Origin of the sequence: Pseudosulfitobacter pseudonitzschiae (assembly GCF_900129395.1) — a bacterium.
GTDB classification, from domain to species: Bacteria; Pseudomonadota; Alphaproteobacteria; order Rhodobacterales; family Rhodobacteraceae; genus Pseudosulfitobacter; species Pseudosulfitobacter pseudonitzschiae.
Genome location: NZ_FQVP01000001.1, coordinates 167039 through 191695, shown reverse-complemented (window position 1 = coordinate 191695; position 24657 = coordinate 167039). Strand labels below are relative to the sequence as shown.

Sequence of the window (24657 nt, the reverse complement as noted above, 5' to 3'; positions counted from 1 at the left end):
CTAGGTTGGCGCGATTGAATGCAAGGCGCATGTGCCCCGCTCATGCGCCCTAAGACAACGTTTGGACAGTCCCATAGAACGCAATATTTTCAGCTTTATTTTCAAGCATTCCAAACGCGACCAGTTCATCCTGCTGCTGGTCACCCTGACGCTGTTTCCGATGCTGTACCTGACGCTGGAACTGCCGAAACGCATCATCAACGACGCCATCGCCGCCCAGTCGGATGTGGTCGAATTCTACGGAATGTCGTTCACGCAGATCCATTTCCTGCTGATCCTGTGCGGGCTGTTCTTGCTGTCGGTGATCCTGCACGGCCTGATGAAAATGCGCATCAACACCATGAAAGGCGTGCTGGCCGAACGGATGCTGCGCCGCTATCGCTATGGGCTGATCGCGCGCATCCTGCGGTTTCCCCAGCCCTATTTCGAGCGCACCTCGCAGGGCGAACTGGTCAGCATGGTCACCTCCGAAAGCGAGCCGATGGGCGGGCTGATGGGCGACGCGCTGGCGCAGCCGGTGTTGCAGGCGGGGCAGATGCTGACGATCCTGGGGTTTCTGTTTGCGCAATCGGTCACCTTCGGTCTGGCCGCCTGTGCGCTGATCCCCCTGCAGGCGTGGCTGATCCCCAAGTTGCAGCGGCGCATCAACCTGCTGAACAAGAAACGCGTGGTGCAGGTGCGTGCGCTGGCGGCCGAGATTGGCGAAAGCGCGTCCGGTGCGGCGACGCTGCGGGTGAACGGCGGCTGGCGTTACCGCATGGCGATGATCACTGACCGGCTGGGGCGGCTCTACGAGATCCGCTTTGACATCTACCAGAAGAAATTCTTCATGAAGTTTCTCAACAACTTCATCACCCAGCTGACCCCGTTCTTTTTCTTCTCGATCGGCGGCTATCTGGTCATTCAGGGTCAGGTCAGCCTGGGCGCGCTGGTGGCGGCGCTGGCCGCCTACAAGGACCTGTCCAGCCCGTGGAAGGAACTGCTGGATTACTACAACCAGGCGCAGGACATGCAGCTGCGCTGGGAAACCATCGCCGAGCGCTTTGCGCCGAACGGCATGATCGACGAGGACAAGTTTTACGGTCAGCCCGACAGCCTGCCGCGTCTGGACGGTGACGTGGTGCTGGACGGTGTGACCGTGCGCGATGCGGACGGCAACGCGGTGCTCGAGGACATCACCGCCACCCTGCCTGCGGGCCGCAGCATCGCCATCACCGCGCCCAGCGACGAGGACCGCCGCGCGCTGGCGCAGGTCATGACCCGCGAGACGATGCCCACCAGTGGCCGCATTCGCATCGGGGACCATGCGCTGAACGACCTGCACCAGGGCGTGATCGCCGCACGCATCGGCCATGCCACATCGCGCCCGGTGCTGTTTCAGGGCACCTTTGGCGACAACATCATGATGGCGCTGAAACACCAGCCCCATGGCGAGGGCAAGGATGCGGCCTTTGCCGCTGAAGCCTTGCGGGCGGGCAACAGCGACGACATGCTGGACGCGCCCTGGCTGGACCACGGGCGCGCCGGAGCCGAGGACGACGATGCGCTGCTGGATTGGTGGCTGGCGCTGGTGGGCGGCATGGGCAGCAGCCCCACCCTGTTCCGCCGCGCCACCGAACAGCGCATTGACGCGGCGACCCACCCCGACCTGGCGCAGCGTCTGGTCGACCTGCGCCCGGATGTGGCCGCCGCGCTGGAACAGGCCGACCTGGCCCGCCACGCCTATGTCTTCAGCGAGGACGCCTATAACCCCGCCCTGCCCGTCGCCGAGAACCTGCTGTTCGCCACCGCACGCCAGCCGGTGACGCCCGCGTTCATTGCAGGGCAAACGGAATTCCTCCGCCTGCTGGCAGACCTGGGGCTGGACCGCGACCTGCTGGCGCTGACCCGCGATGTGATCGACCTGCTGCGCCAGATCTTTGGCATCGACGGCACCGATCATCCGCTGTTCCGCAAGCTGACGCTGGACGCGGAAACCTATGAGGCGGCCGTTACCATCCTGTCGCGCCAGCGCGAGGGCACCCCGCTGACACCTGCGGACACGGCGTTGCTGCTGACGGTGCCGTTCCAGATCACATCGGACCAGATCGGCGCGGGCTTTCCCGACGAGATCAAGGACCGCGTGCTGGAAATGCGCGGCCTGCACGCGCCTGCCCTTCAGGCCAGCATGGGCGCCGCCTTTGCGCCGATCCGCGCAGGCGAGATTGTCGCGGGCCTGACCGTTCTGGAGAACGCCCTGTTCGGCAAGATCTCGAACGGCGCCGGGTCCAAGGGCGACGAGGTGCGCGCCAAGGTGGCCGAGGTGATGCAGGACAGCGGCATGGGCCGCGACGTGATGCGGCTGATCCTGGACGTGCCGATTGCGCTGGGGGGTGCGAACCTGCCTGCCTTCTATGCCGAACCCGCCGCCGTCAGCCGTGCGGCGATCAAACGCCCCGATGTTCTGATCCTTGAATCCGCGCTGGCCAGCTTTGACGCCGCGACACAAGAGGCGATGTTCGAGAACCTGCGCAGGTTGCTGCCCGACACCACGCTGATTTTCATTGCCTCGGGGTTCGACAACGCGGACGCCTTTGACATGCAGCTTGAACTGGTCGACGGGCGCATCGTCGGCGGCACCGCCGCCCAGACCAGCACCGAGGACAGCGCCACCAGCGCCGACCTGGCGCGCAAGGTGCAGGCGCTGGGATCAACCGACCTGTTTTCGGGCGTGTCGCGCAAACAGTTGCGATTGCTGGCCTTTGGCGCGCGCTGGTACAGCTGCGCTGCGGGCGATTACGTGTTCTACAAGAACGACCCGCCCGCCGACGGCGCCTATATGATCCTCGAGGGCGAGGCCGACCTGTGGCTGCCGCGTGCCGGTCAGGACAAGCAGCTGATCACCACCGTTGGCCCCGGTGCGCTGGTGGGCGAACTGGGCCTGATCCGCAACGAGCCGCGCGCGCTGGACATGCAGGCCAAGACCGACCTGACCTGCCTGCGCATCGGCGTCGAGGAGTTCCTGGCCGTGGTCGAGAATGATGCCACGACGGCGTTCAAGCTGTTGCAGGTGGTGGCGGGGTACGTGAGCACGTAAGGGAGTGACATCGTCAGGTGATGTTGTCCCCCAGCGCGGATTCAAGGCCGAAGGCCGCCGCGCATCATGCCGTAGGCATGTCTTCGACATGACGGGCCGTCCCCAGGCACGGCGATTTGGTTGCTGTAGTGCGGAACAGTTCGGTGGGAGGTGTTTGGCTGCCATAAAGTGGCAGTAACTGAAGCTGCATCGCCGCACCTCGGCCCAGCGACGCGCGGCTTCGCGCTCAAATGCGAAAGACGCCCTCCTACGGCATCAACACCGCCTGACGCGCCACCGAAATCGTATCCACACTCAGATCATCGTACGTAATCCGCACATCCAACTGCTGCACCGACCCCGCCGGATAGCTGCGATAGGGCAACCCGTCGCTGTCCGTGATCGCCCCCGGCGTCGGGCTGTCCACGTGACAGTCGGGCATCGGCCAGACCTCCATCGCCCCGCCATTCACCGCCATCTCGATCTGCACCAACCCGCAGCGCCACGCCCACAGGTGCGTCACGTAAACCAGATCCTGACCGTCATAGTCGCGCACCGCCACCCAATTGCCCTTGGTCGCGGTCAGGATCGGCTTGACCTCAAGTGCTGTCAGGAACTTGCCCGTGGCCACCTGTTCCTCGGCCACCAGGGCCTGTGTCGCCACGTCGGGTGCAGCGTCACCGCCGCCCCCTGACCCCATGGCGATCAACGCCACCAGAATATCCAGCATCTTGAAATCCCTCTCTCAAATCTCGCCTTTTGCCGTTGACGCAACCGCTCTATAGTTGTCGCAAAAGACAACCGCAGGTATCGGGGCAGATACGATTATGGCACGCAAACCGGCCAAAACACAGGATTTCAACGTGGTTGTCGTCGGCCAGTCCGGGCGGCTGGGGTACGAGGCGATCCTGTTCGCGGCCTCCTTGCGCCACCACTCCCCGAAATTCAAAGGCCGCCTGCTGGTCGCCGAGCCGCAACCCGGCCCCCTGTGGCCCAACGATCCGCGCATCAAACCGGAGGTGCGCGCGGCGCTGGAACAACTGGGTGCCGAGATCGTGCCCTTTCACAACGCGCATTTTGGCGCGGCCTACCCATATGGCAACAAGATCGAGATGCTGTCGGCCCTGCCCGAGGGCGAACCTTTCGTGTTCTTCGACACCGACACGCTGATCACCGGCGACCTGACAACCGTGCCCTTCGACTTTGACCGCCCCTCCGCATCGCTGCGGCGCGAAGGGTCCTGGCCCAAGCCCGAGCTTTACGGCCCCGGCTACGCAGGCCTGTGGAAATCGCTTTACGACAAATTCGGGCTGGATTTTGAAAGCAGCCTCGATTTGTCCGAACCGGATGAATACTGGGCGCGCTACCTGTATTTCAACGCGGGCTATTTCTTTTACAAATGCCCCCGCGTCTTTGGCGACCGTTTCCGCGAATACGCGCTAGCGATCCGCGACGATGCGCCGGTCGAACTGTGCTGTCAGGCGCTGGACCCCTGGCTGGATCAGGTCGCCCTGCCGCTGGTGATCCACAGTCTGGGCGGCGGGCGCGACACGTTGCCCCCCGGCCTGCTGGACGGGTCGGTCAGTTGCCACTACCGGCTGCTGCCGCTGCTCTATGCCCGCGAGGCCGCCCATGTGATCGAAACGCTGGAAGAGGTGGCCGCCCCCAACAAGCTGAAAAAAGTGCTGAAAGGGTCCGAGGCGATCAAACGCATGGTCTATCAGGGGCGCGGCGAAAAGGTGCGTGCGCTGTTCGATCAGAACAACCTGCCCCGCCGCGAACAGGCGATCCGCAACCGGATCAAATCCGAAGGCTTCTGGATGCGCTGAGCCACCGCGCGCAGCGCTCACCCGACCTTAACCCCTGGGCGGCATCCTTACCCCCGTTGCAACACCCCGCCGGCGTGGGCCATCGACCCAGCCGGCAGCCTACCAGGACCAGAGGCGCGCAAGCCGCGTCATATCTGAACGGTTCAGACATGCAGGGATAAAATCCTGTCTCAACTCCGATCTGGCGGCGCCGCCTTTTTTAACGGGCTTCCCACGATCCACATCAGATAAAACGAATGAACTGCACCGGAGCGTTCCGGCGCAGCCGTTCTGCGTTGCCGGCCTTGCGCCATGAACGACCAAGCCGCCCAGAGTGGAGGGCGGACATGGTGCGAAGCGGTCATTCAGGTTTCACGCATCCGGGCCGGAACTGAAGGTCCGCGCGTTCGCGCTCTGACATGCTCCGAATATCAGGATGAGACAAAGGATCTTTGCACCAGTGGCCCTCCATCTCGGGTGTTGCCCCGCGTTTGAACCGCTGCGTCCTGAACAGGCTGGCGATTTTGATAAATGTATCTTTCATACCGCTATAATCGCTCAAAGCGGCAGGTCCGGGAATCGACTTTGCAACGATCCCGGTTTAGAAAAACTAAATGGAAAATCTGAATGCCATACCCCTTTCCGCGCTCAGGGCCATCGAGGCGATTGCGCGCAACGGAACACTTGGACTTGCGGCCGACGAGTTGGGCGTGACTGCGGGCGCATTGAGCCAGCGGCTTGCCAAGGCCGAGGCCGCGTTTGGGCAAAGCTTGTTCGTGCGCACTGCGGCGGGCCTCAAACCTACACCGATCTTTGCAGACGTCGTGCCACGTTTGACCCACGCGATATCTGAACTGTCTTCTATCGTCGCTGACATCCGCTTGCCGAAAGAGAATACGCTGACAGTTTCAGTGGCCCCGATTTTTGCAAGCCGTTGGCTTATCTGGAGAATAAACAAGTTTAATCAACAAAACCCGAACTTGAGCGTGCGGATCGTGCCATCACTTGAGGTGATCAATCTGGACCTCTCTGAAGTGGATGTAGGAATACGTGTCAGTCAAGATGCCGCAATTGGAAGGAATGCGGTCAAACTGTTGGATCAGCGTGTTTTTCCCGTTTGCGCACCTGATCTGGCGCGAACAATCCACACCCCCCATGACCTTTTGAAACTCCCCGTTATCCGGGAAAACGAAAAGCTTTATGGGTGGAAGAGCTGGATGTCTGATCAAGGCATTGAAGGGTATTCTTTGCCGGACGGGCCAACCTATGCCGACGCGTCGCTGTGTTTAGATGCGGCAATGACAGGGCAAGGTGTTTTCATGGCGTGGGAGACCCTGGCTTGTGATGCCTTGGAACGAGGGCAGGTATCGGCGCCTTTCAACCTGCGCGCACGGACCGGAGCGACCTATTGGTTCGCCACAAGTCAACGTTCGCGGCGAAAGCAGAACGTGAACAGGTTCAAGGACTGGCTAGAGGCAGAGCTGGCCTGTTCCATCAGCCTCTGGAACAGCACGTCACACTAGATCACCACCTTAAACAGCAAAACCGGACCTCTGCGATTTACACAAAGGTCCGGCTTTTCATTTTAGCTCAGCACATGGCGCAACGGCCACGGCTGTGTCACGTCCAAAACCCTCAGGCAGGCTTGTCCAGCAACGTGTAGGTCGAGATCATAGCGTCCTGCACTTGCGCACGAGCGATCTTGCCGCCTTCGGTGCGCTTGCTGCGGGCGCCGACGGCCTTTTTGATCACGCGGCCGATCTGCTGGTTCAGCGACACGCGGGCGCGCGACGCGGCGCGGCTGCCTGCCTGTGCGCCGCCGGTGCTGGCCAGTTCGTATTGCGCAGCGAAATCGTCATCCTTGGCGATGTCCTGCACCACCTTCAGGATGAAGTGGTCGTCGAACTTACCGGCGGCATCCATCGCCTTGGCACGGGCCACGACGTCGCTGATAACCTTGCGTTTCGCGGCCAGACGCTGGCCCAGCGCATCATCCGCCGGGGCGGACTGGATCACGTGGGTTTCCACCATCTGCTGCATGTAGTGGGTCAGGTTCATACCTGCCGCTTTCGCCTGGGCATCCATGAACTGGCGCACGCTGGGCTCTACGGTAAAGGTGACTGTGCTGGCCTTGGCCAGTTTCTCAAGCCGTTTGGCCCGGCGCGCAACACGGTCCGCCGCAGGTGCTGCGGTCTCTGTGTTGTCTGCTGCCACAACCTTGGCTTTTGCATTTCGGGTGATTTTTTCAACTTTGCCCATTTCGGGTCTCCTGTGTGAAAACATACTTGTCATGTATGCGATAGACGCGTGCGAGTCAACATACATGTGGTGTATGCGCTCAGCCAAAACCTGCCGACAATCGCCCGTTGAGTGAACCCGGGTTTCGGCCTACACCTGCTCAAGGAATTCCCAGAGGAGGACAGACTATGACAGATGCACCCGCACACGGCTTTGACACGCTGCAAATCCACGCAGGCGCCCGCCCCGATCCGGCCACCGGCGCGCGGCAGACGCCGATCTACCAGACCACGGCCTATGTGTTCCGCGACGCCGACCACGCCGCGGCGCTGTTCAACCTGCAAGAGGTCGGCTTTATCTATTCGCGCCTGACCAACCCCACCGTCGCCGTACTGCAAGAACGCATCGCCACGCTCGAGGGCGGCGTGGGCGCGGTCTGCTGCTCGTCCGGTCACGCGGCGCAGATCATGGCGCTGTTCCCGCTGATGATGCCGGGCAACAACGTGGTGGTGTCCACCCGCCTTTATGGCGGCACGGTCACCCAGTTCACCCATACCATCAAACGCTTTGGCTGGAACGCGAAATTCGTCGACTTTGACGATCTGGACGCGGTCAAGGCCGCCTGCGACGACCAGACACGTGCGGTCTTCTGCGAGGCCATCGCCAACCCCGGCGGCTATATCACCGATCTGGACGCCATCAGCGCGATTGCCGACGAAGCCGGCGTGCCGCTGATCGTCGACAACACCTCGGCCACGCCCTACCTGTGCCGCCCCATCGAACATGGTGCCACGCTGGTCGTGCATTCGACCACCAAATACCTGACCGGCAACGGCACCGTCACCGGCGGCTGCGTCGTGGACAGCGGCAAATTCGACTGGTCGGCCTCGGACAAGTTCCCCTCGCTCAGCGCGCCCGAGCCTGCCTATCACGGGCTGAAGTTCCACGAGACATTCGGCGCATTGGCCTTCACCTTCCACGGCATTGCCATCGGCCTGCGCGATCTGGGCATGACCATGAACCCGCAAGCCGCGCATTACACGCTGATGGGCACCGAAACCCTGTCGCTGCGTATGGACCGCCACGTTGAAAACGCGATGAAAATCGCCGAATGGCTGGAGAACGATCCGCGCGTGGACTACGTGACCTATGCGGGCCTGAAATCCTCGCCCTATAACAAACGGGTCGAAAAGATTTGTCCGCGCGGCGCGGGCGGCCTGTTCACCTTTGCGGTCAAGGGCGGTTACGAGGCTTGCGTGAAGCTGGTCAACAGCCTGGAAATCTTCAGCCACGTGGCCAACCTGGGCGACACCCGGTCGCTGATCATCCACTCGGCCTCGACCACGCACCGGCAGTTGACCGAAGAGCAACAGATCGCGGCGGGCGCGGCCCCCGAGGTGGTGCGTGTCTCGATCGGCACCGAAAACGCCGACGACCTGATTGCCGATCTCGATCAGGCGCTGGCCAAGGCCACCGCATAAAACACGACAAACAAAAACGGGCGGGGGTTTATGCCCCCGCCCGCATCATCCCGTCGCGCTGCCGTTATTGCGCGATGTCGAAAATCACCGACACCTGCGCATCGATCGTGACCTCGCCCGAGGCAACCGGGGCACCGCTGTCGCTGCGCGCCATTTCCATCATCTTGGGACGTCCGCCGTTGTTATAGGCGGTGATGCGCCGGACCGGGCCCAGCTCGACCCCCGCAGCGGCAGCCAGTTGCGCCGCCTGCTCCATCGCGTCCTGCACCGCACGTTCGCGCGCCTGCGCCTCCAGCGGCTCGGGCGATTGCACGTCAAAGCGCAGGCCCGACATCTGATTCGCACCGTCTTGCAGCACCAGGTCGATCAAGCCACCCAGGGCCTCCAGATCGCGCACCCGCACGTTCAACATCGACGTGGCGACAAACTCGACCGGCTTGTCCGCAGTCTCGCCGTTGTTCATGTCACGCGGCTGCATGTTCTGATCGGCATAGACCGTCAGCTGGCTGGACTGCACGTCAGAGGATTCGATGCCCTGCTCGGTCAGCCGTTGCAGGATGGCGTCCATGTTCTCGTTCACCGCCTTCACCGCATCCTGTGCCTGCGGGGCGCGGTGCATCACGCCCAAGCTGATCACGGCCATGTCAGGTGCCACGGCAACCTCGCCCTGCCCCTGCACCTCGATCTGTGGGGGCATGGTATTGCCCGCGTCCTGCGCCAGTGCGCCGCCTGTCATTGCCGCCAGTGCCAGCGCGCTGGCCATCATCATATTGCGCATGTCTCGTGTTCCTCTTTGGTTATTCACGTTGGCGTTGGATCGCCATACCGCTCCTAGATGTGTGGTCCTCCGCGCATTGACCAGATGTATCAGGTCTTTTCCTTTTCATGGGCGGCTGGCTGTTCTATTCTGCGTCAAACGTCCGGTTGTGATCCAGGGGTCCGGTTTGAATGGTAAGGGCATGATATGAAGCCAAATTTCGCGCTAAGCCTGTCATTTGACGGCATCCGCCTGCTGCACCGTGCAGCGGGAGGCTGGCGCGTGGTCGGCGAAGTCTCGCTTGCCGCCGAAGACATGGCCGCGGAACTGGCTGCCCTGCGCAAGACCGCCTCGGATCTTGAGCCGCGCGGCGTGCGCAGCAAGCTGGTCATTCCCAACGAACAAATCCGCTATCTGACCATCGACAGCGGCGATATCGACACCGAGGGCCGCTGGTCCGCCGCCTTTGCCGCCCTCGATGGGGCGACACCCTATGCGGTGGACGAACTGAGCATCGACATCTGCGCCGACGGGGCACAGACCCACATCGCCGCCGTCGCCCGCGAGACGCTGGACGAGGCCGAGGCTTTCGCCATGCAGCACCGGTTCCACCCGGTCAGCTTTGTGTCGATCCCCGGCGAGGCCGGATTTCTGGGCGAGCCGTTTCTGGGCGTGACCCGCCACGCCGCTGACCTGCTGGAACCGGGCGACGAGGTCACCCCCGATGGCATTGCAGTGGTGGTGGTCGGCGACATCAAGACGCCGGTGGGCCCGGTCGTGACCGAGGATGTGACGCCCGTTGCTGCAAAGGAAACGCCCCCCGTCGCGGACGCCGACGTGCCTGCCCCTGTCGAGGACGCAGAGGCCGCAACCGTCGAAGCACCTGTGGCAGAGCGGAAACCTGCGCCCGACGCCAAGCCTGCGCCAGCGCCAGAACCGACGCCTGCGCCCGACGCCAAGCCTGCACCAGCGCCAGAACCGACGCCTGCACCGGAAGCCAAGCCTGCGCCGGAGCCAGCACCGACGCCTGCGCCTGAAGCCAAGCCTGCGCCAGCACAGCCAACGCCGGCGCCCGAAGCCGCCGCGCCCCCCGCGACAGAAGCCACGCCCGAGGCCGCAACACTCAAACCCGAGCCTGCGAAACCGGAGGCAACGCCAGAACCCGATCCCGCCACCTTCGGCTTTGCCAGCCGCCGCACGGCTGCGGCCAATCCGCCCGCTCTGGGCGGTGCCAACCGCAAGGACAGCCCTGCCGCACCGGTTCCGCTTTCGGCCAGTCCGCGCGTCACGCCGGTGCCGGTCGCTGAAAAGCCTGCACAAGCGGCCCCGAAAGCCGGGGCCAAGCCCCCTTCGGAGAGCGCCGCGACCCCGATGGATTTGGCCAAGGCCAGCGTGACAGGCTTCATGAGCCGCCGCCGCAAGCCCAAGCGGATCAATCCTGCGGCGGCCCCGCTTGCGCAAACCGCGCACCCCATCGCCGATCCGCCCGCCGACGAAGCGCAGCGGATGACCGTCTTTGGCGCGCGCAGCAAGCCTGGCGACAAGGTCGGCGGCAAGCCGCGTTACATGGGGCTGATCCTCACCGCCGCACTTCTGGTGTTCCTGGCCGGTGTCGCGGCCTGGGCGTCGGTGTTCCTGGACGAAGGGCTGGCGCGGTTCTTCAACCGTGCCGAAGACCCCGTCGTGGTCGAAGCGCCCCCCGATATCCTGCCCGAACCGGACCCCGAACAGATCGAGGACGGTGCCGAAGTGGCCAGCCTTGATCCCTCCCTGAGCGACGAGGACGCCGCCGTTCTGGACGCCCTGGGCGATCCACAGGCGCAGCCCGAAGAAGAACCGGCAATCGATCCCGAACGCGAACGTCAGGCCGCCGAGGCGCGCTATGCGGTCACCGGCATCTGGCCCCTGGCCCCGCAAGAACCCGAAGCTGCCCCGGTTGTGCCGCTCGAAGATCTCTACGTCGCCTCGATCGACCCGGTCAGCCCCGCGCGCGACGCGGTGGCCCTGCCTGCGCCCGCATCGCTGGACACCGATCTGACGCTGGTCGCCCTGCCTTCGCCTGCCGCTGCGGGCACCAGCTTTGCGCGCGACAGCGAAGGCCGGGTGATCCCCACCGAAGAGGGCGCCGTGACCCCCAACGGCGTGACCCTCTTCAAGGGCCGCCCCGCCGTGGTGCCGCCGCCCACGCCCACACGCTTTGCCGAAACGCCCGAGGTCAACCCCGAGCTGGAACGTCTGGGCCGCGCCCGTCCGCGTGCCCGCCCGGACGATCTGATCGAGAATGCCGAACGCGCCAACCTGGGCGGACTGACCCGCAACGAACTGGCCGAGGTGCGCCCGAAACTGCGCCCCGCCGTGGCCAAGGTGGAAGAAGAAAAAGACGAGGTGCCCACGGCGCAGGCCACAACCGTGTCGTTCCGCCCCAACGGCCGTCCGCGCAATTTTGACCGCACCGTCGCCCGCGCCCGCGCCGCACAGCCCGAACCGACGCAGGCTGCTGCCGTTGCGCCCGTGACCACCACGGCCCCTGTGGCGGTGGCGCCGAAAATCCCCTCCAAAACCAGCGTCGCAGCCGGCGCCACGGTGAAAAACGCGATCAACCTGCGCAAGGTCAACCTGATCGGCGTATACGGCAAACCGTCCTCCCGCCGCGCGCTGGTGCGCCTGTCAAACGGCCGCTACCAAAAGGTGCAGGTCGGTGACCGCATCGACGGCGGCCGCGTGTCCGCCATCGGCGACAGCGAACTGCGCTACCAGAAGGGCGGGCGCAATGTGGTTCTGAAGATGCCATAGGTGCACTGCCCCCGGTGCCGCCATGGTATGTCGGGTCAGGTGCCGCCTGCAAGCAGGTCCCGCAGCTTTTCCAGCGTCTTTCGGGCATGTGCGACCTCTTCGGTGCCCAACCGCCCGGCCACATCCGACAGCCAGTCGCGCCTGACCGCATCGGCCTGTGCATAGACGTGACGCCCCGCCGGGGTCACCGTGACAAGCTGCGCGCGCTTGTCGCCGGGGTTGTCTGCCATGGCCAGCAACCCATCACTCACAAGCGCGTTCACGATCCGCTGGACCGCCTGCCGCGATGCCCCTGTTTCACGGGCAAGCTGGGAAACCGTCAACGCAGATGCGGACCGACACACGCCCCCCATCACCTGCCACCGCGCGCTGCTCAGGCCAAAGGGCGCCACCTTTTGGTCGCCCTGCGCGATCAGGGTGCCGTTCAGCCGGAAAACTTCAAGGATCAATCCGCCAAGGCCATCCACGTCTTTTGTCACTTTACCTACCCCTTGATATTTGACAACATGTTGTCAATATTCGAGAGACAACGCAATAGGAGACTGTCATGCCCAATGAGCCGTTTTTCAGAATCGACAAGTTCATGGTTCCCACCGCGTCCAGAGAGCTGTTCACGGACCAGCTGAAGAAAACACACGACGCGCTGGACGCGCTGACGGGGTGCGAGGAGAACATGATCTTTGAACAAAGCGAAGGACCGGGTCAGTTCAACATCGTTACATTTGTGAAATGGCGTGACCGCGAATGCTACGAAGCGGCCCGCAATGCCGCACAGGACCACCAGGCGCTGTCCGGGTTCGACCCCGCCGCCTTTATGGCTGACCTCGGGGTGGTGCCCGACCTTGGGAATTACACCTGTCTCGCCTAGCCCGCGACGCAGCGGGGACCGGGGGAACGGTGCGACCGGTCTCTGACAGGCCGCCGGTATGATGCGCGGCGGCCCTTGGCCCCCGCGACACAGGGCCGCCTTGCTGGCACCGGCCCTTTGCAGTTTCAGCACTCCCAGGAAACGGGTATCGCCCTGCAAACAGGTTGTCCTGACAAGATATTGGACATAGCAATGTTCTGAATGTTCAACCTGAAATAGTAGCCTCGATGTAAAGAGTGGGAGAGTTCATGAACGAAGTTGTCGACACGCAAGGGTTGGGTGAAACCGAGGAAGGCCAGCGCGCTTCCAGCAAACTCTTGTGGGGCCTGCGCGCGCTTGGCGTGATCATGGCTGCGCTGGTCTGGCTCCTGCTTGGCCTGGCCGAGGATCTGGGCGGCGACGCGCGTGCGGTGGCTGCGGTCGCCACGCTGATGGCCGTGTGGTGGATGACCGAGGCCGTGCCGCTGCCTGCCACCTCGCTGCTGCCCATCGTGCTTTTGCCGACGCTCACCGGAACAACGGTCAGCCAGGCAACAGCCCCCTATGCCAGCTCGCTGGTGTTCCTGTTCGTCGGTGGCTTTCTGATCGCAATCGCCATGGAAAAATGGGGCCTGCACCGCCGCATCGCCCTGCTGGTTCTGGACCGCGTGGGTGTGTCGCCCAAACGGATCATTCTGGGGCTGATGATCGCCTCGGGCTTTCTGTCGATGTGGGTATCCAACACCGCCACGACACTGATGATGCTGCCGATCGGCCTGTCCGTGCTGGCGCTGGTGGTCGAAAGCCGCGCGGACAACCAGACCGCCGCCGACCTGCACGAAGGCCTGAAGAAAGGCACGATTTCCGATGTGGTGGACGACCCGAACGTCAAGATGTTCGGCGTGTGCCTGGTTCTGTCCATTGCCTGGTCGGCCACCATGGGCGGTCTTGGCACGCTATTGGGATCGCCGCCCAATGCCATCGTGGCAGGCTACGCCGCGGACGAGCTGGGACGTCCCATCGGGTTTCTGGAATGGATGATGCTGGGCGTTCCGCTGGCGACCATCTTTATCGGCATCGGCTGGTGGCTGATGGTGAATGTCCTCTACCGCTTCGATCTGGAGTCGATCCCCGGCGGCAAAGAGATGATCCGCGGCGAAATCGCAGCCCTTGGAAAGATGAAACAGGGGGAAAAGATGGTTGCCGCTGTCTTTGGCGGTGCCGCGTTCCTGTGGGTGGTGCCCGGCCTGCTGGCAGGGATTCCGGGGCTTGGGTTCCTGGATGGCCTCGATGACACCGCCATCGCCATCGGCGCGGGCATTGCGCTGTTCCTGCTGCCGGGGCGCGGCCGTGGCGAGATGGTGCTGAACTGGAACGATGCCGAAGACGGATTGCCCTGGGGTGTTCTGCTGCTGTTCGGCGGCGGCTTGAGCCTTGCGAGCTCCGTGGCCTCGTCCGGGCTGGATGACTGGTTCGGCAGCCAGGTCGGCGGTCTGGGCAGCCTTCCCACGATCCTTCTGATCGCGACGATCGTGCTGATCGTGCTGTTCCTGACAGAGATCACCTCGAACACCGCAACGGCGGCGACGTTCATCCCCGTGCTGGGGGGCGTGGCCGTCGGGATCGGAGTGGCCCCGCTGAGCCTGCTGATCCCCGCCGCCTTTGCCGCCACCTGTGCCTTCATGCTGCCCGTGGGCACGCCGCCCAATGCGATTGTCTTTGGGACCGGCAACGTGACCATCGGTCAGATGATGCGGGGCGGTGTTGTCCTGAACATCGTGGGCGTGATGCTGATCACGATTGTTTTCTACCTGCTGGGCGGCTTCGTTCTGGGGATCTGAGGATCGCTCACCGGCAGGCCGTGATGCGGACATCCGGTCATCGTGCCTGGCAGCTTCCGGTTGCCAGGCACAGTCCGACGTTCAGTCAGATAGCAAAGCAGCCAAATCCTCAGTTCGGCGCGGCACCTTCCAGCTCGCCATTGGCGATCTGCTCGGCCTCGATGCTCTCGAACAGCGCCTTGAAGTTGCCCTCGCCAAAGCCGTCGTCGCCCTTGCGCTGGATGAATTCGAAAAAGATCGGACCGATCACGGTTTTCGAGAAGATCTGCAACAGGATGCGGGTTTCGCCCCCGTCCACAACGCCTTCACCGTCGATCAGGATACCGTGTTTCTTCATGCGCTCGATCGGTTCGTCATGGTCGACCACACGGGTTTTGGACAACTCGTAATAGGTGTCCGGCGGGCCGGGCATGAACTTCACGCCCCTCTCGGCAATCGCGTCGGTGCTGTCGTAAATGTCGTCCGACCCCACCGCGATGTGCTGGATGCCCTCTCCCTTGTACTTTTTCAGATAGGCCACGATCTGGCCTGTCTCGCCGCGATCCTCGTTGATCGGGATGCGAATGCGCCCACAGGGCGAGGTCAGCGCACGGCTGAACAGACCGGTGAACTTGCCTTCGATGTCGAAAAAGCGGATTTCGCGGAAGTTGAACAGGTTGCCGTAGAAATTGAACCACGTGTCCATGTTGCCCTTGTGGACGTTGTGGGTCAGGTGATCGAGGTAAAAGAACCCGACGCCGCGCGGCTTGGACTGCTCCAGCCATTCGAACTCTTCGTTATAGGGCGAGGTCTCGTAATACTGGTCGATGAAATAGATCAGCGAATCCCCGATACCGTAGATCGCAGGCACGTCCATGACCTTGCCGCCACCCTCGTAGGGTTTCGCGCCCTTGGACACCGCATGATCAAACGCCTTTTGCGCATCCACCACGCGCCACCCCATCGAGGGCGCGCAGGGCCCGTGTTCTTCCACGAATTTCGCGGCATAGCTGTCCGGGTCGGCGTTCAGGACATAGGTGATATCGCCCTGCTGCCACAGCTCGACATCCTGCGTCTTGTGTTTGGCCACCTTCACATAGCCCATGCGCGCGAACAGGTCGCGCAGCTCTTGCGGTTCGGGGCTGGCGAATTCGACAAACTCGAACCCGTCGGTGCCTGCGGGGTTTTCATCGGTGATCTTGGATTTCGGCGCGTCGTGCGGGAACGGACCCATGGGGCAGCCCTCCTGAATATGTGGTGAATATCTCTTGGGATTAAGAATAGGCCGTTGCCCTTGCGTTTTCTGCGCATAATTGGTCATGGCACTGGTCATATTCGCGTATTTCACGCATCATTGCCGAAATGGATACGGAAAACACGCACCATGCTGGACGATCTCGACACCCGCCTTCTGGAAGCCCTGCAAAAGAACGCCCAAGCCACCGCGCAAGAGCTGGCCGACACGCTGCACCTGTCGCCCAGCCAGATCGGCCGCCGCCGCCAGCGGCTCGAGGCGGCGGGCTATATCGAAGGCTACACCGCCCGGCTGAACCCGGCCAAGCTGGGGCTGAACGTGCAGGGGTTCGTGCAAGTGCACCTTGGCACCCACGGGCCGGACCATTCGGCGGCCTTTGCCCGGCTGGTGCGCAGCCGCCCCGAGATCACGAGTGCCTGGACCATGACCGGCGATGCCGATTACCTGTTGCGGGTGTTCTGCGCCGACCTGCCCGCGCTGAACGCGCTGATCCACGAGGTGCTGTTGCCGCATCCGGCCGTCGCACGGGTGCACAGCCAGATCGTGATGGACCAACTGAAACGCGACGGCCCCCTGCCGACCTAGACCAACGTCGGAGCCGGAGCGGCCATTCAAAATGCCGACGCTGGTCAGCGTATGGCGGACGGAGCGGACGTCCACCAAAGCCCGGAATCAAGGCACGCAGTGCCGCCGGGCAGCGCCCGACCGCCCGTCGCACCAAAGGTGCGCCGTGAATAGTCGGCACGCCTCTGGCGTGACGGGCGGGCGCTTCCTCACCGGCTAGCACCTCTTCACCCACACGCCAAAGATTAGAAATAAAGTGGCTCCCACAAACGTTCAGATGCCCACCCGCGGTCGGGCGCTGCCCTCAGTGGCAAGGTCACTCTGGCCTCAAAGCGGACTTTTGCCGCTCCCGCAAACATGATCGGTGCCGAACCTGACAGCCAACGGCAGCTATGCGGACAAAGCGGACCATGCGCAACTGGCTACTTAGTAGGGAGCAGAAAGAGGTTTTTGATGTTCCTATCTGCATCCAGTACGTTCACGAGCATCGCGAATTCGCTCCATTCTGGCCATTCGTGCCCCGCCAAGTGATGGTCGATAGCGATCTGGCGAAAATTAATGTATGCGTTGTAAAAGCGCTTGTTACGAAATGACATCTCAGAGCTCACTTCAACAAGCTCCTTGCAAATTTCATAACGATCCAATGCACTTGTGGTGTCTCCAGCGAACAAATCAATGTCAGCATTAAACAAGTTGTAGCCTACCGATCTCGGAAATTTCGCAACAAGCGCGTTGGTGATATTTCTTGCCGTGATGAAGTCACCTTTTGCGGCTAGACGTTGGGCTCTGAAAATCTGGTAATTTCTGAGAAGCTTCATGCTGGATGGCTCGTTTTCAGTTCAACAACAATCCTGACAGTTGTGCGGCCAGGGTTCAATATGGCCTCAAACCCGACCTTCGCTACAATCCCCACCAACCTCCGGTCTTCCACTTCGGCCCCGTTGATGACGCAAAGATCAAATCCACCTGACATAGAACAGAACCGCAGCCATTGCCGTTGTCCTTCGTGGCATTCCCCGCCAATATGCAGCCAACCCAGCACCAGGAGCCCGCGCCCATGGAAGGCTTTCTTTACCAGGCCTCGATCTATCTGCTTGCCGCCGTCATTGCCGTGCCGATTGCCGCCCGCCTTGGGCTGGGCTCGGTGCTGGGCTATTTGACGGCGGGTATCCTGATCGGCCCCGTGCTGGGCCTTGTGGGATCGGAAACCGAAAGCCTGCAACACTTTGCCGAGTTTGGCGTGGTGATGATGCTGTTCCTGATCGGCCTGGAACTGGAACCGCGCGCCCTGTGGGACATGCGCCACAAGCTGCTGGGTCTGGGCGGTTTGCAGGTCGCCCTGTCCACGCTGGTGTTGATGGGTGTGGCCATGGCCTATGACCAACCATGGGGCGTCGCGCTGGCGATTGGCCTGACCCTGTCGCTGTCCTCGACCGCCATCGTGCTGCAAACCCTGTCGGAAAAGGGGCTGATGCAGACCAACGGCGGGCGCTCGGTGTTTTCGGTGCTGCTGACGCAGGACATCGCGGTGATCCCGATCCTGGCATTCCTGCCGCTGATCGCGGTCACAGTCCCGATGAAACTGGCCGAAAACGGCGCCATCACGCTGGCCACGGACGATCACCACAGCATGAGCCTGGTCGAAGGGCTGCCCGCATGGGGCGTCACGCTGGTGACCATCGGCGCGATTGCCGCGGTGATCCTGGCGGGCATCTTCCTCACGCGGCCCGTGTTCCGCTTTATCCACGCCTCCCGCCTGCGCGAGATGTACACGGCGCTGGCGCTGCTGATCGTGGTCGGCATCTCGTTCCTGATGATGCTGGTGGGCCTGTCGCCCGCCCTGGGCGCATTCCTGGCCGGTGTGGTCCTGGCCAGCTCGGAATTCCGTCACGAGCTGGAAACCGACCTTGAACCGTTCAAGGGGCTGCTGCTGGGCCTGTTCTTCATCACCGTCGGTTCGGGCATCAACTTTCCGCTGCTCTTTGGCAACGCGCCTGCGATCCTGTCGATGGCGCTGCTGGTGATCCTGCTCAAGGGGGCGATCCTGTGGGGGCTGGCCATGGTGTTCCGCATCAAGGGCCGCGACCGCTGGCTGTTTGCCCTGTCGCTGGCACAGGCGGGCGAATTCGGCTTTGTGCTGGTCAGCTTTTCCGTGGGCCAGGGCATCCTGCCCACCGGCATCGCGGAAATCCTGCTGCTGGTGATCGCGCTTTCGATGCTGATCACGCCGCTGCTGTTCATCCTCTACGAGGTCATCAGCCGCCACATGACCGACGGCAGCACCGCCTATGAACCCGACGAGATCGACGAGGAAGGCCCGGTGATCATCGCGGGCATCGGCCGCTTTGGCCAGATCGTCAACTGGCTGGTGCAGGGATCGGGCTTTGCCACCGTGGTGCTGGACCACGACATGGAAACCATCCAACTGATGCGCCGCTTTGGCGTCAAGGGCTTCCTGGGCGATCCCACCCGCCCCGACATCCTGATGGCCGCAGGCATCAAGGACGCACGCGTCCTGGTCGTCGCACTTGACGATCCAGAGGCCGCGATCAAACTGACCACCTATGCCCGCAAGCTGCGCCCGGACCTGCACATCGTCGCACGCGCCTATGACCGCACCCACACCTACCGCCTGTATCAGGCAGGGGCCAATGACATCGTGCGCGAAATGTTCGACAGCTCGCTGCGCGCAGGTCGCTATGTGTTGGAAAACGTGGGCCTTTCAGAATACGAGGCCGCCGAAGCCGAGCGCGTCTTCTACCACCACGACCGCAACACCGTGCGGCAACTGGCGGCGCTGTGGAAACCGGGCGTGAAGATCGAGCAGAACAAGGAATACGTCGCGCGCGCCAAGGAACTGCAACGCGACCTCGAAACCGCCCTGCTGTCACGCGAACCGGAAAAGAAACGCGCCTGACCTCGCTTTCTTTTGGCCCGAAAAATCCCCGCCGGAGGCACGCAGCCCCCGGAGGGGGCTGCAAAACATCGCGTGGCGCGTCAGCGCCGCATTCCTTAGGATAGCGCCGCGACCTCTGCGGCCACGGCCTCGGCCCATGCGGCATAGACCAGGGGTCCGGGGTGAAACCCGTCCGCCGCCATGACCTGCGCGTTGATGGCAATATCGGGACGCACGCGGCGCAGGTCTGGCATCTGCTTTGCCATGTCGATCAGCGCCGCATCAAAGACCGCCGCCCGCGCCGCCATGACCGTGGACAGCGGGCGCGGCAGGGCGGGCAGATCGCCCATCGGCGGCAGGGCCGAGGCGCAGATCAGCCGCACACCGCATTTGGTACGTAAAAGGTCATAAAGTGTACAAGACTGCGCCACCCAGCGCGCCAGCGGCACGCCGTTCTTGCAGTCGTTCACCCCCAGCCCCACGACCGCCACGTCAAAGCGCCCCATCGCCGCCTCCTGCAGCTCGGCCAGCACCTGCGCCGTCGTCGCCCCGCTGCGTGCGTGCAGTTCCCACGTCACCTCGCGTGTGCTGCCCAGTCGCGCCGCCAGTTGCCCCGACAGCGCCTCATCCTGCATCGCAACGCCCACACCCGCCGCTGAACTGTCGCCCAGGATCAGCACCCGCAGGGGCGCGCCGGACCCAAGGCGACCCTTGCGTGGTCCGTCCGCCTCGGCCAGGCGCGGCACCCGTGCGCGCACCCACAGCCCCTGTGCGGCGAGCACCGGCAGCAACGCAAGCACCGCGCCGCGTTTCATCTCTCAGCCCGCCGACACGCCGGCTTCGGCAAAGGTCGCCATGCCGCTCAGGCAGGCCACCGCGCCTTGCAGAACGCCGATCGCCAGCGCAGCGCCCGAGCCTTCGCCCAGGCGCAGGTCCAGTTGCAGCAGCGGGGGCTTGCCCAGTTCCGCCAACAGCTTGCCATGTGCGGCCTCGTCGCTTTGATGTCCCGCAACCGCGTGGTCCAGCGCGCCGGGCACTTCTGTTTCCAGACAGGCTGCGGCGGCACAGCAGATGAAACCGTCGAGGATCAGCGGAATGCCTTCGATCCGTGCGCGCACCATAGCACCGGCCATCGCCGCCATTTCGCGCCCGCCAAAGGCAGAGAGCGCCGCAAGCCCGCGCACATCGCCGTGGCGTTTCAGCCCCGCGTCCACCACATCGCGTTTGACCGCCATCCCCGCGTCATCCACGCCGGTGCCACGCCCGACCCACGCTTCGCCGCCGCCGCCGTACAGGGCCGCTGCAATTGCCGCCGCCGCCGTGGTGTTGCCGATGCCCATCTCGCCCACCACCAGCAGGTCCGAGGTCGGGTCCACCGCATCCCAGCCCGTGCGCAGGGCGGCGACGCAATCCGCCGCGCCCAAGGCTTCGCTTTCGGTGAAATCCGCCGTGGGCCGGTCCAGTTCCAGCGCCGCGACCTGCATCCGTGCGCCAAAGGTGCGGGCCAGTTGGTTGATCGCGGCACCGCCGGCCTGAAAATTGCCGACCATCTGCGCCGTGACCTCGGGTGGAAAGGCCGACACGCCCCGCGCCGCAACGCCGTGGTTGCCTGCAAAGATCACGATCTGCGGCGCGACCAGAACGGGCCGCTCCATCCCGCGCCATGCGCCGTACCAGATCGCCAGGTCCTCAAGCCGCCCCAGCGAGCCGGGGGGTTTCGTCAGCTGGCCATTGCGCGCGGTGGCCCCTGCCTGGGCTGCCGTGTCCGGGCCGGGGGCCGTGCGCATCAGCGCGGCGAACGCGTCCAGTGTCTCGAATTCAGGTGCCATTGCGCAAAATCCTTTTGCTTGCCTCGGGGGTGGGGCCTGTTTACCCGTTGGTGCGCATAGAACAAGCGCAGCAAAGGCACCGCGATGATCAAAGACGACAACAGCCGCGCATGGGAGGTGATCGTGGCGCTGGCCCTGTTGACCCGCCTGCCCTTGCCGCACGCGCCATCAGCGGCCTTTGCCCGGCAGGCACAGGCGGTCTGGGCCTTTCCGCTGGCGGGTCTGGCGGTGGCTCTGGTTGCAGCGGTGATCGGCTGGCTGTGCATGGCGGCAGGCCTGCCCGTGCCGGTGACGGCGGGGCTGATGCTGGCCACGTTGATCGTCACCTGCGGTGCGATGCACGAGGACGGGCTGGCGGACACCGCCGATGGCTTTTGGGGCGGGTTCGAGCCCGCGCGGCGGCTGGAGATCATGAAGGACAGCCGCATCGGCACCTATGGCGTGCTGGCGCTGGGTCTGGGGGTCGGCCTGCGCTGGATGGCGCTGAGTGCCACGTTGGCGGTGGGCGTCGGCCCGATGGTGGCGGCTGCGGTGTTGTCGCGGGGGGTGTTGCCTGTGCTGATGGCGTGGATGCCACAGGCGCGGCGCACGGGGCTGTCGCATCAGGTGGGGCGGCCATCGCCGTCCGTGGCGCTGGCCGCTCTGGGCATCGCGGTCGTACTGGCGCTGGTGGTTGCAGGCTGGGGCGTGATCTGGGCGCTGGTGCTGGCTGCGCTGGCCGTGGGCGGGCTGGCCGCGCTGGCACAGGCCAAGATCGGCGGGCAGACCGGGGATGTTCTGGGCGCCGCGCAGCAACTGGCCGAACTGGTGATCCTGCTGGCCCTGATCCCCTAGGGGCCGTTAAGCCACCTGTTTTTTCGGCAGCACGAGCTGGAATTTTGTACCGACATCCAGATCGACACGTTCGATCGACCCACCGGCTTGCGCAGAGAACGCGGTGATGAGTCTTTGCCCCAGGCTTCCCTCGCGCACCGCTTCCCCTTTCATTCCGACACCGTTGTCGGACACGGACACGACAATGGCCTCGGCGGTGTTTTCCATTTTGACCTCGACCCGCCCGTCCTCCCTTTCGGGAAATGCGTGTTTCGAGGCATTTACACACAGCTCGTTGACGACGAGGCCAATCGCAACCGCTTCATCCCGTGGCAGGGGCACGTCGCAGACATCGGCGACGATGGTATTCCGGCCCTGGAAATACGCGGTATTCAGAGATGCACAGAGGTTTGACAGATACGGACGCATCGCGACCGCGCCAATGTCGCCATCGCCACGGTAAAGAGATTCGTGGGCGCGTGCGATGCTTTCCACCCGGCCCTGAATGGTGCGCAGCGACGCGGCGGCTTCTTCGGGGGCGGCCTGCAATTCCATCCGCACCATGGCACTTACCATGGTGAAATTGTTTTTCACCCGGTGATCCAGTTCCTCAAGCAAAAGCCGCCGTTCTTCCGCAATTGCATCGCGTTCCAGCAAAACGTTTCGGACAAAACGCCGGAAATACTCTGCAAGCAGAACAATGAGAAACCCGGAGAATACGTTGACTATGACCCGAGGCCCGTCGCGGGGATCTTCGAAGGTAAAGGATTGGGTGACGGGCAGGACGTAGTACCATGCATATACGGCGGAAAAGCACATGACTCCGATACCGGCCCCCCATCGCCCGAACAGCGTGGCGAAGAGCACAAAGGGGAAGGTCAATGCGAAAGGCCCGGCATAGGGAAAAATGACGTCAACGGCACCGCGTGCCAGGACAGCCAATGCGGCGCAGACAAACCCGATGAGCGCCTGGGCGAGCGGTTCAGGAAGAATAGGCGAGAACCGATCTACCAAATCGATTTTCATGAGTCTCTTCGGCATCTCGCACTCCGCATTTGCATTATTAACCAAGGTCACATCAAAGCCCTGATATTCCCCGCCGACAGGGAATGTGGTTGAGATCTCACCCGGCAACATGCCTATGCTATAGGAGCGGCACCTTTGCAAATTCACAAGCGATAAATGTTGGTAAATACAACAAGACTTTGGCCCAAATCACGGCAAAGGTCATTTCGTTTCTTATTGACCGCCGACACGCATTCCCCCCTGAAACGAAAAAGCCGCACCCCTGTTCGGGACGCGGCCTTGCCACCCTGTTGAACGTGGCGTCGTTTATGCGGCTGCCGGTGGGGCGCGGCTGACCAGAACGTCGTTGATCTCTTTCGATGCGGCCATTTCGTCGCCACCGCTGACAGCGGCCACTTCGCGGGTCAGGCGTTCCAGCGCCGCCTCGTAAAGCTGACGTTCGGAATAGCTTTGCTCGCGCTGGTCGTCGGTGCGGTGCAGGTCGCGGACCACTTCGGCAATCGCGATCAGGTCGCCCGAGTTGATCTTTTGCTCGTATTCCTGCGCGCGGCGCGACCACATGGCGCGTTTCACCTTGGCCTTGCCCTTGAGGGTCTTCATGGCCAGGTTGATCACGTCGGGGCTGGACAGTGCGCGCATACCGATTTCGGTCGCTTTGTGCGTCGGCACCCGCAGGGTCATCTTGTCTTTCTCGAAGGAGATGACGAACAGTTCCAGCGAGATGCCGGCAACTTCCTGCTCTTCGATCGACACGATCTGCCCAACGCCGTGGGCGGGGTAGACGACAAATTCGTTCGGGCGGAAGTCAAGAGATTTGGATTTTGTCATGTTTATCCTCGCAAACAGGTTGCAACATTTGGGGGTCAGACGCGAAAAACCAACCGTGGCATGCCCCTCATGGGCCGTACCGCAATCGGAATCGGATCGGTGATTTAAAGTTCGGGCCAGTGGCGGGCCAAGGATGAATGCTGCATCTGTCGTTTCATACAAGCATCATCATACCACAAAAATGGGGCCTGCGAAAGTTCACCTTGGGTCAATTTCACGTTTCCCAAAGCGTTTAAGGGCTTTGGGACGGATTTTACAGGTTTTTGCGGCCCCGGAAACGCCTGGGAACCGCCAAGTGATTCGCTCAACCGCCCTCGCCGGGCGCTTCCGAGAAATACTTCTCCAGCTTGCCCTCTTCGCCATCCCGCTCTTCCGCTTCGGGCAGCTGGTCCTTCTTGGTGATGATGACCGGCCACAGTTCGGCATATTTGCGGTTGAACTCCACCCATTTCTCCATGTCCGGCTCGGTGTCGGGGCGGATCGCGTCGGCGGGGCATTCTGGCTCGCAGACGCCGCAGTCGATGCATTCATCGGGGTGAATCACCAGCATATTCTCGCCTTCGTAGAAGCAGTCCACGGGACAGACTTCGACGCAGTTGGTGTATTTGCAGGCGATGCAGGCATCGTTGACGATATAGGTCATGCGG

21 protein-coding genes are annotated in these 24657 nt (G+C 63.0%); 10 read left to right on the top strand and 11 right to left on the bottom strand.

Annotated elements, in window-relative coordinates; all coding sequences use genetic code 11:
• The first annotated feature begins 160 nt into the window (after nt 1-160).
• Complete coding sequence (locus BUC08_RS00890; RefSeq protein WP_081855310.1) at nt 161-3076, top strand: ABC transporter transmembrane domain-containing protein; 2916 nt, start codon at nt 161-163, stop codon at nt 3074-3076.
• Between the two features lie 247 nt (nt 3077-3323).
• Here BUC08_RS00890 and BUC08_RS00885 read toward each other — a convergent pair whose 3' ends face one another.
• Entirely contained in the window at nt 3324-3785 is a 462-nt protein-coding gene (locus BUC08_RS00885) for a hypothetical protein (protein ID WP_037921526.1), read from the bottom strand.
• 97 nt (nt 3786-3882) lie between these two features.
• Here BUC08_RS00885 and BUC08_RS00880 point away from each other — a divergent pair, with 97 nt between their 5' ends.
• The gene (locus tag BUC08_RS00880) at nt 3883-4884 is read left to right on the top strand and encodes a hypothetical protein (RefSeq protein ID WP_037921528.1); all 1002 of its coding nucleotides are present in this window, start codon (nt 3883-3885) and stop codon (nt 4882-4884) included.
• 593 nt (nt 4885-5477) lie between these two features.
• Nucleotides 5478-6386: a LysR substrate-binding domain-containing protein gene (locus tag BUC08_RS00875; protein WP_037921531.1), complete on the top strand. Its 909-nt coding sequence runs from the start codon at nt 5478-5480 to the stop codon at nt 6384-6386.
• 112 nt (nt 6387-6498) lie between these two features.
• On the opposite strand, the gene BUC08_RS00870 is transcribed toward BUC08_RS00875, so the two are convergent.
• Nucleotides 6499-7122, bottom strand: a complete 624-nt coding sequence (locus tag BUC08_RS00870; protein WP_037921539.1) for a hypothetical protein — start codon at nt 7120-7122, stop codon at nt 6499-6501.
• 167 nt (nt 7123-7289) lie between these two features.
• Between BUC08_RS00870 and BUC08_RS00865 the strand changes: the two genes are divergently transcribed.
• On the top strand, nt 7290-8582 hold the full coding sequence (locus BUC08_RS00865) for an O-acetylhomoserine aminocarboxypropyltransferase/cysteine synthase family protein (protein ID WP_037921541.1): 1293 nt from the start codon (nt 7290-7292) through the stop codon (nt 8580-8582).
• A 64-nt stretch (nt 8583-8646) separates the two neighbouring features.
• Here the strand turns inward: BUC08_RS00865 and BUC08_RS00860 are convergent, their stop codons facing one another.
• Nucleotides 8647-9360: an SIMPL domain-containing protein gene (locus tag BUC08_RS00860; protein ID WP_037921544.1), complete on the bottom strand. Its 714-nt coding sequence runs from the start codon at nt 9358-9360 to the stop codon at nt 8647-8649.
• 186 nt (nt 9361-9546) lie between these two features.
• On the opposite strand from BUC08_RS00860, the gene BUC08_RS00855 reads away from it, so the two are divergent.
• Nucleotides 9547-12132: a hypothetical protein gene (locus tag BUC08_RS00855; protein ID WP_037921547.1), complete on the top strand. Its 2586-nt coding sequence runs from the start codon at nt 9547-9549 to the stop codon at nt 12130-12132.
• 35 nt (nt 12133-12167) lie between these two features.
• Here BUC08_RS00855 and BUC08_RS00850 read toward each other — a convergent pair whose 3' ends face one another.
• Nucleotides 12168-12611: a MarR family winged helix-turn-helix transcriptional regulator gene (locus tag BUC08_RS00850; RefSeq protein WP_037921550.1), complete on the bottom strand. Its 444-nt coding sequence runs from the start codon at nt 12609-12611 to the stop codon at nt 12168-12170.
• A 68-nt stretch (nt 12612-12679) separates the two neighbouring features.
• On the opposite strand from BUC08_RS00850, the gene BUC08_RS00845 reads away from it, so the two are divergent.
• On the top strand, nt 12680-13000 hold the full coding sequence (locus tag BUC08_RS00845; RefSeq protein ID WP_037921553.1) for an antibiotic biosynthesis monooxygenase: 321 nt from the start codon (nt 12680-12682) through the stop codon (nt 12998-13000).
• A 248-nt stretch (nt 13001-13248) separates the two neighbouring features.
• A complete protein-coding gene (locus BUC08_RS00840) occupies nt 13249-14820 on the top strand; it encodes an SLC13 family permease (RefSeq protein WP_037921557.1) in 1572 nt (523 codons plus the stop codon).
• Nucleotides 14821-14929: 109 nt separating this feature from the next.
• Here the strand turns inward: BUC08_RS00840 and hppD are convergent, their stop codons facing one another.
• Nucleotides 14930-16033: a 4-hydroxyphenylpyruvate dioxygenase gene (hppD, locus tag BUC08_RS00835; RefSeq protein WP_037921560.1), complete on the bottom strand. Its 1104-nt coding sequence runs from the start codon at nt 16031-16033 to the stop codon at nt 14930-14932.
• Between the two features lie 150 nt (nt 16034-16183).
• Between hppD and BUC08_RS00830 the strand changes: the two genes are divergently transcribed.
• On the top strand, nt 16184-16639 hold the full coding sequence (locus BUC08_RS00830) for an Lrp/AsnC family transcriptional regulator (protein WP_028955994.1): 456 nt from the start codon (nt 16184-16186) through the stop codon (nt 16637-16639).
• 401 nt (nt 16640-17040) lie between these two features.
• On the opposite strand, the gene BUC08_RS00825 is transcribed toward BUC08_RS00830, so the two are convergent.
• Entirely contained in the window at nt 17041-17436 is a 396-nt protein-coding gene (locus tag BUC08_RS00825; RefSeq protein ID WP_037921568.1) for a hypothetical protein, read from the bottom strand.
• Between the two features lie 239 nt (nt 17437-17675).
• Here BUC08_RS00825 and BUC08_RS00820 point away from each other — a divergent pair, with 239 nt between their 5' ends.
• Nucleotides 17676-19535, top strand: coding sequence for a monovalent cation:proton antiporter-2 (CPA2) family protein (locus tag BUC08_RS00820; RefSeq protein WP_037921571.1), 1860 nt, complete (start codon nt 17676-17678; stop codon nt 19533-19535).
• A 95-nt stretch (nt 19536-19630) separates the two neighbouring features.
• Here the strand turns inward: BUC08_RS00820 and BUC08_RS00815 are convergent, their stop codons facing one another.
• Together BUC08_RS00815 and cobT are read right to left on the bottom strand one after the other, a co-directional pair.
• Complete coding sequence (locus tag BUC08_RS00815; protein ID WP_037921574.1) at nt 19631-20329, bottom strand: SGNH/GDSL hydrolase family protein; 699 nt, start codon at nt 20327-20329, stop codon at nt 19631-19633.
• A 3-nt stretch (nt 20330-20332) separates the two neighbouring features.
• On the bottom strand, nt 20333-21343 hold the full coding sequence (gene cobT / locus BUC08_RS00810; RefSeq protein WP_037921577.1) for a nicotinate-nucleotide--dimethylbenzimidazole phosphoribosyltransferase: 1011 nt from the start codon (nt 21341-21343) through the stop codon (nt 20333-20335).
• An 84-nt stretch (nt 21344-21427) separates the two neighbouring features.
• Between cobT and cobS the strand changes: the two genes are divergently transcribed.
• On the top strand, nt 21428-22177 hold the full coding sequence (gene cobS / locus BUC08_RS00805; RefSeq protein WP_037921580.1) for an adenosylcobinamide-GDP ribazoletransferase: 750 nt from the start codon (nt 21428-21430) through the stop codon (nt 22175-22177).
• 6 nt (nt 22178-22183) lie between these two features.
• Here the strand turns inward: cobS and BUC08_RS00800 are convergent, their stop codons facing one another.
• The 3 genes from BUC08_RS00800 to fdxA all read right to left on the bottom strand — a co-directional run bounded on the left by BUC08_RS00800 (nt 22184) and on the right by fdxA (nt 24653).
• Nucleotides 22184-23182, bottom strand: a complete 999-nt coding sequence (locus BUC08_RS00800; protein ID WP_037921583.1) for a sensor histidine kinase — start codon at nt 23180-23182, stop codon at nt 22184-22186.
• A 306-nt stretch (nt 23183-23488) separates the two neighbouring features.
• Nucleotides 23489-24010, bottom strand: a complete 522-nt coding sequence (locus BUC08_RS00795) for a CarD family transcriptional regulator (RefSeq protein ID WP_028955990.1) — start codon at nt 24008-24010, stop codon at nt 23489-23491.
• A gap of 304 nt (nt 24011-24314) precedes the next feature.
• Nucleotides 24315-24653, bottom strand: coding sequence for a ferredoxin FdxA (gene fdxA, locus BUC08_RS00790; RefSeq protein ID WP_037921586.1), 339 nt, complete (start codon nt 24651-24653; stop codon nt 24315-24317).
• Between the last annotated feature and the right edge of the window lie 4 nt (nt 24654-24657).

Bases quoted from the DNA above. Each gene is read 5' to 3' on its own strand.
- BUC08_RS00890 (WP_081855310.1), top strand. From the start codon at position 161: ATGCTGTACCTGACGCTGGAACTGCCGAAACGCATCATCAACGACGCC.
- BUC08_RS00885 (WP_037921526.1), bottom strand. From the start codon at position 3,785: ATGCTGGATATTCTGGTGGCGTTGATCGCCATGGGGTCAGGGGGCGGC.
- BUC08_RS00880 (WP_037921528.1), top strand. From the start codon at position 3,883: ATGGCACGCAAACCGGCCAAAACACAGGATTTCAACGTGGTTGTCGTC.
- BUC08_RS00875 (WP_037921531.1), top strand. From the start codon at position 5,478: ATGGAAAATCTGAATGCCATACCCCTTTCCGCGCTCAGGGCCATCGAG.
- BUC08_RS00870 (WP_037921539.1), bottom strand. From the start codon at position 7,122: ATGGGCAAAGTTGAAAAAATCACCCGAAATGCAAAAGCCAAGGTTGTG.
- BUC08_RS00865 (WP_037921541.1), top strand. From the start codon at position 7,290: ATGACAGATGCACCCGCACACGGCTTTGACACGCTGCAAATCCACGCA.
- BUC08_RS00860 (WP_037921544.1), bottom strand. From the start codon at position 9,360: ATGCGCAATATGATGATGGCCAGCGCGCTGGCACTGGCGGCAATGACA.
- BUC08_RS00855 (WP_037921547.1), top strand. From the start codon at position 9,547: ATGAAGCCAAATTTCGCGCTAAGCCTGTCATTTGACGGCATCCGCCTG.
- BUC08_RS00845 (WP_037921553.1), top strand. From the start codon at position 12,680: ATGCCCAATGAGCCGTTTTTCAGAATCGACAAGTTCATGGTTCCCACC.
- BUC08_RS00840 (WP_037921557.1), top strand. From the start codon at position 13,249: ATGAACGAAGTTGTCGACACGCAAGGGTTGGGTGAAACCGAGGAAGGC.
- hppD (WP_037921560.1), bottom strand. From the start codon at position 16,033: ATGGGTCCGTTCCCGCACGACGCGCCGAAATCCAAGATCACCGATGAA.
- BUC08_RS00830 (WP_028955994.1), top strand. From the start codon at position 16,184: ATGCTGGACGATCTCGACACCCGCCTTCTGGAAGCCCTGCAAAAGAAC.
- BUC08_RS00825 (WP_037921568.1), bottom strand. From the start codon at position 17,436: ATGAAGCTTCTCAGAAATTACCAGATTTTCAGAGCCCAACGTCTAGCC.
- BUC08_RS00820 (WP_037921571.1), top strand. From the start codon at position 17,676: ATGGAAGGCTTTCTTTACCAGGCCTCGATCTATCTGCTTGCCGCCGTC.
- BUC08_RS00815 (WP_037921574.1), bottom strand. From the start codon at position 20,329: ATGAAACGCGGCGCGGTGCTTGCGTTGCTGCCGGTGCTCGCCGCACAG.
- cobT (WP_037921577.1), bottom strand. From the start codon at position 21,343: ATGGCACCTGAATTCGAGACACTGGACGCGTTCGCCGCGCTGATGCGC.
- cobS (WP_037921580.1), top strand. From the start codon at position 21,428: ATGATCAAAGACGACAACAGCCGCGCATGGGAGGTGATCGTGGCGCTG.
- BUC08_RS00800 (WP_037921583.1), bottom strand. From the start codon at position 23,182: ATGAAAATCGATTTGGTAGATCGGTTCTCGCCTATTCTTCCTGAACCG.
- BUC08_RS00795 (WP_028955990.1), bottom strand. From the start codon at position 24,010: ATGACAAAATCCAAATCTCTTGACTTCCGCCCGAACGAATTTGTCGTC.
- fdxA (WP_037921586.1), bottom strand. From the start codon at position 24,653: ATGACCTATATCGTCAACGATGCCTGCATCGCCTGCAAATACACCAAC.